Raw genomic sequence first — 10,714 nt, forward strand, 5'->3', positions numbered from 1 at the left:
TCGTCATCGAACGTGCCCAGCACCTTGATCTTGAAGCGTGGCTCGAGCTCGGCGAAGGCGGCCGTGATGGCTTCGAGTATGCCGGGCAGCTCTACGGCCCTGGTGTCGAACAGCGCCTGCGAGACTCCGAAACAGAACAGCACCCGCATGTTGCTGGTTTGTTCGCTCATGTACCCGGTCACTGCAGCGCTCCTGCCCCACGGTGGGCGGCCTCGTTATGTCGATGAATATGCTAATGCATATGCGAGAGCATTAACAAGTACAGAATCACGCACGCGGCAGCCCCGTGTCGAAGCTCGTATGCGATTGCATACGATGGCTGGCTTGGGATAGTGTCTGCGCGGGCCGCGCTGGGTTTGCAGCCGCGTCACGTCATGCTTCGAGGTACGCCAGTGTCCGTAGTCGAATCGAATGCGCCGCGTCTTGCACTGGCACGCAACGTCGGGCTGGCGGGATTGGTGGCGACCGGCATCTCCACCATGGTCGGCGGCGCGATCAATGTGCTGCCCCTCATGATCTATCGCTCGGTGCCGTCGCTGGGCGATCACGTGGCGCTGGCTTATGCCATCGCCGCCATCCCGGCGGCGATAGCGGCACTGGTGTATGCGCGTCTGTCGGCGTGCATGCCGCGGGCGGGCGGCAGCTATGTGTATCTGAGCCGCAGCCTGCATCCCTTCGTGGGATTCGTTGTCAGCTTTGGTCAATGGGTGGGGCTGTCGGTCATCCTCGGCGTCGTGGCGTATTTGCTGGTGCCTTTCCTGCGTGACTGCGTGGCGATCGCTTCACCCGCGGCCGCGGCACAACTCGCCGGCTCGCCGCTCGCCACGCTGGGGTTGCCGCTGGCGAGCATCTGGTTGTTCGCCATCGTCAGTCTGACGGGCAATCGCGCTTATGCAATGACGCTCGTGCCGCTCACCGTCGTCATGTTTGGTTGTGCGCTGGTCGTCGTCGTCGCTGGGTTCGGCTTCGATCACGCCGACTTTCTGCGAGCGGCCCCACCGATCGCGTCGACGCCCGAGCAGGGGCAGACAGGTACGGCTTTCGATCTGCCGGCGATTCTTGCGGCCGCCGCAGTGCTGTTCGGCAGCTTCGTAGGTTTCGAAAGTATCGCGCAGGCAGGCGGTGAGGCGCGCAGGCCTCAGCGCGATCTGCCGCGCGCCATCTTGTTTGCGATCGCTGGTGTGGCCTGCTTCTACATTCTATTTACAGTTGCCGTTTTCCATGTCGTGCCTTGGCAGTACGCCGCGGTAGCGGCGCGCGAAACGGATCTCACCGTTCCGGGATTGTTCTCTTATGTACTGAGCCCAACGTGGGCGGCGATCATTGCGGCGGGAGTGGTGCTGTCGTTGTTGAATCATGTGCCGGCGATGCTACTGGCGGTATCGCGCATGTTGTTCGCTTGGGCCGAAGATGGCTTCGTTCCGAAGTGCTTCGCGCGCGTGCATCCGAAGCGCAGGACACCCGACATGGCGATCATCGCATCGGCGGCCCTGGCTTCGGCCGGGGTGCTCGCCTGTCATTTCGCTGGCGATTTCTTTCTCGGGGTGGACCTGTTGGCCACCTGCATGCTGCTGAACTTCGTCCTGGTGTGTTTCGCCATGCTGAGGCTTGCAATGGACCCAGCAAAGGCGCGCGCGATCGGTTTCGAACGACGCGGTCGCCATGAGGCAATGGTTCCAGTGGTGGGCGCGGTGCTGCTCGGTGCGCTGCTCGTGTTCCACGTGGCGAGGGATCTGCAGTCCGCGGCGCCTGCATGGTATCTGCGCTCGAGTTGGGTGCAATTGCTTGTCATGGCGGTCGCCGCGGCCCTCTTTGCTGTGCGCTCGCGGGCGGGAGGAATCACGATGTCGAGCGGCGGCTGAGCTTCACGGCCGGCTGCTCTGGCCGCCGTCCATCGGATGGCCCGCCGTGGTTTCAATAAATATGCACACGCATATGCAGATTTCTGTTGACCACATGCATATGCATGCATACCCTTGAGGTCGAGGTCGCGAACGAAGCCGTCGCGACGCCGCCGGTGAGCGGCCGCGGATCAAAACAACGGATGTTCGGTTACTGGCCAGACAACATTCACGGGGAGCGCGCACATCCATGTATTCGAACGACAGAATTCTTCGCCGGCAAGCGGCTACATCCCTATTGCTGATGAGCCTGTCAGGTCTGCTGGTCGCGCCCGCCAGCGCGCAGGAAGACACGGGGACGACACGCGTCAATGGACTTGAAGAGATCGTCGTGACGGCTCGCAAGCGAGAAGAGCGACTGCAGGATACGCCGATCTCGCTCACGGCGCTGACGGCAGAGGTGCTCGAACAACGGGCGGTCGCGAATTTTCGCGATGCCGCCGTGTTCGCACCGAACGTGAGCATCGGGCGGCGTGGCGCGAGCTCGACCCAATCCTCGGTGTTCATTCGTGGCATCGGTCAGCCGGATTTCACATTGACCTCAGAGCCCGGTGTGGGCATCTACGTCGATGGCATTTACGTGGCTCGATCCGTGGGCAGTCTGCTCGATTTCGTCGATGTTGAGCGCGTGGAGTTCATGCGTGGCCCGCAGGGCACGCTGTTCGGCAAGAACGCCGTCGGCGGCGCCGTCAGCATCACCTCGAGACAGCCCGGCAACCGCTTGGCGGCGCAGGCAGAGCTGACCGCCGGAAACTTGAATCGAAGGGACGCCAAGCTGGCGGTGGACGTGCCTTTCAGCGACATGGTCCGCAGTCGCTGGTCGTTCGCCAGCTTCAATCGCGATGGCTATCAGGATCTGCCGTATGAGGGTGGCAAGAGCGGTGGCTATGAGCGCTTGGCTGCACGCGGCAACATTCTTTTCACGCCAAGCGACGCGCTGTCCTTCAATGTCGCGGTCGATTACACGCGGGCTCGCGATGACGGCAATCCCTCGACGCTGCTGGCCATCGGCGACTGCGCACCGGGCAACTTGTGTTCACCGTTCGTTGCGGCCTTGAATGCGCGCCAGGCTTCGTTGGGACGTCCGCTGTACACGGCCGCCAACTGGGTCAATCCGAATATCGATGTGGGCAATCAATCGTTCCAGGACGTCTCGGACACCGATGTGTTCGGTGCGTCCTTGGTGGCGCGCTGGGACGTTTCCGAGCGGCTGTCCATCACCTCGTTGACGGGCTTCCGCTCCCTCGACTCTTATTTCTCCGCCGACTCCGATGGCTCGCCCATCCCACAGCTGGAGCAGCAGGATTATTACGATCAGGATCAGTTCAGCCAGGAACTGCAGCTGTCGGGGCGGCTGCTGGAGGAGCGGCTGAGCTGGCTGGTCGGTGCGTACTATTTCAAGGAGACCGGCGACAACGTCAATCTGCTGAGATTCGGCCGCGGCATCGTCGACTTCCTGTTTCCCGGGCTGTTCCAGGACGACACCGTGCCATTTCGCAGCGGCGGCGACATCGATAACCGGGCCTGGGCGCTGTTCACGCAGGAAACCTTTCGTTTCACCGACCAGCTCAGCGTCACGGCGGGCGTGCGTTACTCGAGCGAGACCAAGGCATTCCTGCCGGACGATCAGTACGTTTATGAGATGCGCCGCCGGGGTATCCCGACGGCCATCGCGCGCACCGGCGCCCGTTTCTGGTTCGATCCGCTGATGCAATCCGTCGAGGTGGAGCGAGACATCAAGGAGTGGACGCCCAAACTCAGCGTCGAGTACAAATGGCTGCCCGATTTCATGACGTATGTTTCCTATTCGACCGGCTTCAAGAGCGGCGGCTTCGGGCAGCGCGCGTTCCCCGGGCCAAACGTGATCGTGAACGGCGTGAACTCGCCGCGAACAGCGCCGACGTTTGGTCCGGAGACCGTGCAGGTCTACGAGGTGGGCGCCAAGTTCACTGGTTTCGATAATCGCGTGCGCATCAACGGCGCGGCCTTCTATACGGACTACGCAGACTTGCAGTTGAACTTTTTCGACGGTATTGCCACACGTCCGCAGAATGCCGGCGATGCGCGTATCCAGGGCTTGGAGCTGGAGATCGAGGCGGCGCCGACCGAGCGCCTAACTGTGAATGCGTCGGTCGGCTACACCGATGCGAAGCTCACCCGCCTGGATCCCAACGCGCGCGGTGTGACGCTCAGAACTCAGCTGCCGTTCGTATCGGAGTGGCAGGGCGGCGCCGGGGTCGGTTACGAATTTCCGGTGGCGACCCATAGCTCGCTGACATTGCGGGCGGACTGGTCGTATCGCGGCGCCTATAGCGCAGACCCCGAGAACAATCCGCTGATCCGTCAGCGCGGCTTCGGCTTGTTCAATGCCAGCGTGGTACTGAAGCCAGCGGCGAGCTGGTGGACATTGCAGGCCGGCCTGCGCAATGCCACCGATGAGCGCTATGTGCTGGCGGGCGGCGCGGATCTCACCGGCCTGGGCGGAGCGAACGTTGGGTACTCCACGCCGCGTGAATACTATTTGACGGCTCGTTTCGAGTATTGATCGAAGCGCCGCAGGCGCGGCAAGTTGTCTGGATTGCGGAGCGTTGTTAGCAACATGAGTTATGCATACTGGCGAATGCAGCGAGTGACGGTCTTGGCGCTGGTCGGGGCGGCGCTGATTTTCTCGGCTGCGGTTGCTGCCGACAACGTCGAGTCAGCGAACGAACGGCGTGACTACACGCTGTTCGCGCAGAGCGAGCCGGTCGGTCGCCTGGCAGTGGTGCGCGCCGGTCAGCGCTTCGACGTGGACTGGAGGATCGACGACAACGGCCGCGGCGCGAAGCTCCAGGAACAGATCGAGGTGGATGCCGACGACGTGCCGGTTCGTTACTCGGTGAAGGGTAAAGGTTATGCCGGCGCGCCGGTCGAGGAGCATTACGAGTTCCGCGGCGGCGTTGCTCGCTGGAAGACAGTGAACGATTCCGGCAAAGCGCGAGCTGCAACGGCTCCGTTGTATGTCGGTAGCGATGTCACTCCTTGGACGCTGAACCTGTACACGCGTGTGACTGCTCGCAGCCCAGGAGCAACTCGTAACATTCTGCCGGGCGGTACGCTGCGCACCGAGCGGCTCGGCGAGACACGGATTGGTACAGGCGCACAGGAACGCAAGATCGTTGCTTACGCGCTCATCGGGGCCGATGCCGCGCCGGTGTTTCAGGTGCTGGACTCCGACGGGTGGCTGTTCGCGCAACTCACATCTTTTACCGTGCCATCCGTGCAACAAACATTGATTCGCGACGGCTATCAAGGCGAGCTCGACAGGCTGCGCCGATGGACGGACGAACTGCAGACGGCTTACCTGGCGCGCCTCACCCGCGCTCTGCGTCATCGGTTCGATGTTCCCATCTATCTGCGCAACGTGCGGATTTTCGACAGCGTCGCCGGCTCGGTGGGTGCGCCGGTGACGGTTTCAGTGTTTCGGGGCCGTATCGCCAATGTGCGTGCCGAGGTGCCGCCGCCGGGCGCCATGGTCATCGACGGCGATGGTGGCACGCTCGTCCCTGGCTTGCACGACATGCATGTTCACATCGAGCCTTGGGGCGGATTGCTGAGCCTGGCGGCCGGCGTGACGTCGGTGCGGGACCTGGGAAACGACAACGAGATGCTGTCCAAACTCATCGGGCACATAGACGACGGAGTGATTCCGGGGCCGCGCATCGTGCCGTTTGGATTCATCGAGGGCCGCACGCCTTACTCCGCTCATCAGGGCATCATCGTCGACAGCTTGCCGCGCGCTTTGCAAGCGGTGGGCTGGTATGCCGATCGCGCCTATCCGGGCATCAAGATCTACAACTCGTTCAACCCGGATTGGGTACCGGCGGTGAGTGCCGAGGCGCATCGGCTGGGGATGAAAGTCACCGGTCATCTGCCTGCGTTCGCGCAGCCTCAGCGCATGATCGAAGCTGGTTACGATGAGATCATCCATCTGAATCAGCTGCTGCTGATGTTCCTGATGAAAGAGGGAGAGGATCCGCGCTCACCGTTCCGAGTAACCGTCATCGGCGAGCGCTTGGGCACTCTGGATCTGCACAGCGCGCCGGTGCAGGGGCTGTTCAAACAGATGCGGGAGCGCGGTGTCGCATTCAACCCGACCGCGGCGGTGTTCCAGAACCTGCTGTTGAGCCGGCCTGGCGTGGTGGCACCGAGCGATGCGCCATGGCTGAGTCGCACAAACTCTCCGTACCAGCGCAGCCGCATGAAGCTCAACTTCAGCGTGCGACCCGATCAGTACGCGGCTTACGATGCCTCTTGGAACAAGCTTCTAGAAGTCGTGCGGATGCTGGACGAGTCCGGCGTCACCATCTTGCCGGGCACTGACAACGTGGAAGGCTTCATGCTGCACACGGAATTGGAAGCCTATGTGGCTGCCGGCATTTCACCAGCGCGCGCCTTGCAAATTGCGACCATAGGGTGTGCTCGCTATCTCGGCACCAGTGAAAGCCTCGGCTCGGTGTCGCCGGGCAAGATCGCGGATCTTCTGCTGGTTCCCGGCGATCCCACTCGCGATATCTCGTTGCTGCGCAAGGCGAGCATGGTGATGAAGCAGGGCGAAGTGCTGTTCCCCTCGGAGATCCATGCCGCTATCGGGGTGCAGCCTTTCGGGCAGCCACCAGTGATGCAGAAGTCACAGTGACGGGCTCAACTTCTATCGGACATGCCGCGCTCTGCCAGCACCGCTGAATCATGCTAATGCACCGGGCTGCGCGGTGTCGGTGGTGAAGGACGGGCGAGTGGTGCACGAGCGTGGTTAAGGCATGGCGAACCTGGATTACCGGTTGGCGATCACACCGGACACGGTTCCGGAGTCCAAGAGATGAGAGCCGCATGAGCCAGACCGCATCTGGAAGGTTCGATGAGCAAGCGTGGCAACGCGATGTGGACAGGTTGTATCGCCATTTCATGAATCGTCTTGGCGTCGAGTCCGGTGCATTCCGGGGGTTGCAACCAGCAGATGTTCCCTTCGAGATCGCTGAAAAATCGATTCCGGAGCTGCAGAGCGCGCGAGCCGATGGTCGAATGAGCGCGCGCGGCCTCGGGTCGGGGGAGTGACGTTTCGCAGTTATTCTGAGAAGCCCAAGCCGCGACGAAGAGCGCCACTGACCGTTCGCGGGTAACCAGCGGCGCGGCTCGTCAAATCTATCTCTAGAAATCAAGTGCCACTGATCCGATGATCGTACGCGGTTGGCCGATGGTGATGCGCGTACTGTTGCCCGCCGCCGGGAAGTAACGCTCATCGAGTACGTTCTTGATGTTCAATCCAAAGCGTAACTGCGAATCGCCGGGCAGGCCGATGGCGGCATTGCGCAGGTAGTACCACAGGCTCAGGTCGACGACGGTGTATTCGCCGAGCGACCAGGCGTTGCTGGTGTCGCCGAAACGGTCTGAGGTGTAGTCGACGCCGGCGCCGCCGCCAAGGCCGGCGAGCTTGCCATCGCGTATCTCGTAGCTGGCCCACAGGCGCATCGTGTGTTCAGCGACGCCCGGCAGAGTGTTACCGCGGAAAGTGTTGAAGTCACCCAGGATCTCACTGTCAGTGTAGGCATACGAGGCAACGAAGTTCAGGCCGGGCACAGGCTCGCCGGTTGCTGAAAGCTCGGCGCCGCGCGAGCGCACGCGGCCGACGAGATCGAGCACGCCACTGCTGTTGAGTTCGGCGATGTTGTCTTTCTCCAGGTCGTACACCGAGCCGGTCAGAATCAAACGGCGGTCCAGGAACTCACCTTTGGCGCCGAACTCATACTGCGTCGAGGTTTCCGGAGCGAAGGTGCGACCCGTGGTCGGATCGACCTGGGCGACGGGATTGAAGCCTTCGCTGTAGCTGAGATACAGGGACATGCTCGGCGTCGGTTGGAAGAGCAGGCCGGTCTGCGGCGTGAACTCGGTTTTCTTGTCGAGCACGGTGGTGACGCCGTTGGCCAGATTCGCGCCGCGCGACTCGTCATAGCGGCCGCCCAGCAACAGTGTCAGCCGATCCAGCAACGTAATTTGATCCTGCAGATATAAACCGAAAGACGAACCATCTTCGCGGCGCGGGTCGCCGTTGCCACTGAGGGTGCTCGAGATCAGTCCGTAGACGGGGTTGAAGATATTGAAGCCGCCGGCGCTCTGGCCGGTAAAGAAACGACGATCGATATCCTCGTCGCGAAAGTCGCTGCCGATGGCCAGCCGATGCGCGAGCGGTCCGGTGGTGAATGAGCCTTCGAGTTGGGCGTTGGCGCTGTAGGTGAGCACTTCGCGGTCGAGCGTAGCGTCGACCTGGCGCGTGAGATTGCCGGCTGCATTGACGTTGACCGGGCGGACTTGGATGTCGAACTCGTCTTCGGTCCGATACAGAAAGTTCACGCTGCCGCGCCAATCGTCGTTGAAGCTGTGTCGCAGTTGAGTTTCCACTAGATGCACTTTGGAGTCGCGCTCCTCGAAGCGCTCGCCGAAGCGGCGGTCGAGTGGAATGTTGCGTGGAATGTAACGCCCGCCATTGCCGTCCGGCAGGCTGACGAAGCCGCGATCGACCGGTCGGTTGTCGGTAAAGTACTCGTAGGTGAGCACCAACGCCGTGCGCTCGCTCAGATCCCAGCGCAACGACGGCGAAATGAATTCACGGTCGATCTCGAAAAAGTCACGAAACGTGTCGGTACGCTCCATCGAGCCGTTCAAGCGGAACGCAACCGTCTCGGCTTGGTTGACCGGTCCGGTCAGATCGAAGCTGCCAAGCTTCTTGCCGTACTCATCGAATACCAGTTGCGCAAAACCGCGCTGCTGATAGCTCGGTTTTTTGGTGTTGATGTTCACCAGTCCGCCGGGCTCGATCTGGCCGAACAGGACCGACGCCGGTCCCTTGATGATTTCCAGCGCCTCGATGTTTTGTGTCGGCGGCTGGTTGCTGGTAACGGCGCTCAAGCGCATGCCGTTGCGAAAGATCGAATCGCGCCGGAAGCCGCGAATCAAAAAGTCCGTGAGTGTGCCGCCGAAGCCATCGCCCTCGGTGAGACCAGCGACGTTGCGTAGCGCCTCGCCCAGGCTCGAGACTTGTTGATCGAGCAGCACCTGTTCCGGGATGACTTGGATGCTGCGAGGAGTGGTCAGAATGTCCTGTTCGATTCGGCCAATCGTTGCGGTACGCGCGGAGTAGCGCTCCTGACGTGTGCCGAAGACCACGACCTCCTGCAGTGTGTCTTCATCGGCTGCCGCAACGGCGTTCAACGACGGCATGAACGCGGCGAGCGCAGCGGCGGTCGTCATGGTGAGTGTGCGTGGATACATTGCCTCTCCCGAAGTGCCAGTTTGTGATGTGTCTGGAGTGGATGCGTCGCCGGAGTGCTGGCGCGCATACCCTTCGGTGAATTAACGAATGAGGCGACGAGACCTGAACCGCGGCGGATTCAAAAGGTCAGTGTGACGCTGCCGAGGATGGTTCGCGGACGGCCGACTTCGACGCGCAGGTCGCCGCCGCTGGAAGGAAAGTAACGTTCGTCCAACAGGTTCTTGAGGGCCAGTTGCAAGCGTGCCTGGCCGAGTTGTCGGCCCGACGCGCGCCGCAGCGGCAGGTTGTACCAGAGACTCGCATTGACGACCGTATAGGCACCGAGCGACCAGGTGTTGGCGTTATTGCCGTAGCGATCCGCGGAATAGAACAGCCCGGCGCCCATACCGAGCCCGCGCCACGGGCCGTCAGGCGGTTCATAGCTGGCCCAGAAATTCAGCGTATGGTCAGCGGTGTTTTGCGGCCGCCGGCCACGAAATATTCCAAACAGAATCTCGGTGTCGAGCGTGGAGTAGCCGGCGATGACGTGCGTGCCGCGCAGTGGCTGGCCGGACACAGTGATCTCCAGACCCCGCGAACGAAAGTCGGCGGAGTCCTCGCCATCACCGCCTACCGCGAGGTGATGGCTTTCGATGTCGAACAGGGCCAGTGCGACATTGACTCGATCATCCGCCAGCAAGGATTTGATGCCGACTTCCACTTGCCACGACTGCCGTGGGGCGCCCAGCTGTGTCTGAGTTTCAGTGACAACGAGATTCGGCTCGAACGCCTCGGCGTAGTTGGCCCAGATGGAAATGCGTGGGGTGGGGCGCAGCGTTATGCCAGCGTGAGGGGAGGTAGCGTCGATATCACCTGTATTCGCTGCGCGCGCTCCGAAGACCGACTCCGAGTACACTCGTTCGCGCCGCAGGCCGAGGAGCAGCGATACCCACGGTGCCGGTGTGAAGTAGTCCTGCACATAGGCGCCGAAATCGCGCTCATGCGACTCGACGGCGCTGAAGTCGCCGAGCACTGGCGACAGCTGTCCGTACGTCGGCGAGAAAATATCGAAGCCAGCGCTGGTCGCACCGACTCCGAACAGCCGCTGCTGATGGAAGCGGCGAAAATCGAATCCCGCGCTCACGCGATGTTCCATTGCACCGTGCGTGAGAGCCCCGCTCAGCAACGCTCGGCCGTACCATGCACTGGTGGTGCGATCGAGCGAACCGTCGACGCGACGTGTCAGTACGCCGTCCGAAGTCACGCTGACGGGACGCACCTGCAGATCATTCGAAGCACTGCCCTCGTACAACAGGCCCAGCTGTACGTTCCATACCTCGTCGATGCGGTGCTTGAGTTCCGTTTGCAGGAAGTGCAGCTCGAGCTCGAGCTGTTCGAACGGTTCGCCCAGCCGGCGACTGCTGGGGAGGTTGGGAATGTATCTGCCGCCATTCGCCGCAGGTAGCGTCAGCAGTCCGCGGTCCACCGGCCGAGACTCGTTACGATACTCGTAGCTCGCCGTCACCTG

Annotated in this window: 6 protein-coding genes and 1 pseudogene; 4 read left to right on the forward strand and 3 right to left on the reverse strand. The window is 61.9% G+C overall.

Annotated elements, in window-relative coordinates; genetic code table 11:
• A pseudogene (locus JNL55_RS01200) lies at positions 1–182 on the reverse strand (hypothetical protein); the annotation flags it as partial.
• Positions 183–392: 210 nt separating this feature from the next.
• Here JNL55_RS01200 and JNL55_RS01205 point away from each other — a divergent pair.
• The 4 genes from JNL55_RS01205 to JNL55_RS01220 all read left to right on the forward strand — a co-directional run bounded on the left by JNL55_RS01205 (position 393) and on the right by JNL55_RS01220 (position 6,995).
• Positions 393–1,862, forward strand: coding sequence for an APC family permease (locus tag JNL55_RS01205; RefSeq protein WP_293848428.1), 1,470 nt, complete (start codon positions 393–395; stop codon positions 1,860–1,862).
• 283 nt (positions 1,863–2,145) lie between these two features.
• A complete protein-coding gene (locus JNL55_RS01210) occupies positions 2,146–4,446 on the forward strand; it encodes a TonB-dependent receptor (RefSeq protein ID WP_293848430.1) in 2,301 nt (766 codons plus the stop codon).
• 54 nt (positions 4,447–4,500) lie between these two features.
• Positions 4,501–6,579 (forward strand): amidohydrolase family protein, encoded by a 2,079-nt coding sequence (locus tag JNL55_RS01215; RefSeq protein WP_293848432.1) that lies wholly within the window; start codon positions 4,501–4,503, stop codon positions 6,577–6,579.
• 191 nt (positions 6,580–6,770) lie between these two features.
• Positions 6,771–6,995, forward strand: a complete 225-nt coding sequence (locus tag JNL55_RS01220; RefSeq protein ID WP_293848434.1) for a hypothetical protein — start codon at positions 6,771–6,773, stop codon at positions 6,993–6,995.
• A 93-nt stretch (positions 6,996–7,088) separates the two neighbouring features.
• On the opposite strand, the gene JNL55_RS01225 is transcribed toward JNL55_RS01220, so the two are convergent.
• Complete coding sequence (locus JNL55_RS01225; protein ID WP_293848436.1) at positions 7,089–9,206, reverse strand: TonB-dependent siderophore receptor; 2,118 nt, start codon at positions 9,204–9,206, stop codon at positions 7,089–7,091.
• Positions 9,207–9,325: 119 nt separating this feature from the next.
• On the reverse strand, positions 9,326–10,714 hold a 1,389-nt coding region (locus JNL55_RS01230; RefSeq protein WP_293848438.1), incomplete at its 5' end, for a TonB-dependent siderophore receptor.

It is taken from the genome of Steroidobacter sp., assembly GCF_016790065.1.
GTDB lineage: Bacteria > Pseudomonadota > Gammaproteobacteria > Steroidobacterales > Steroidobacteraceae > Steroidobacter.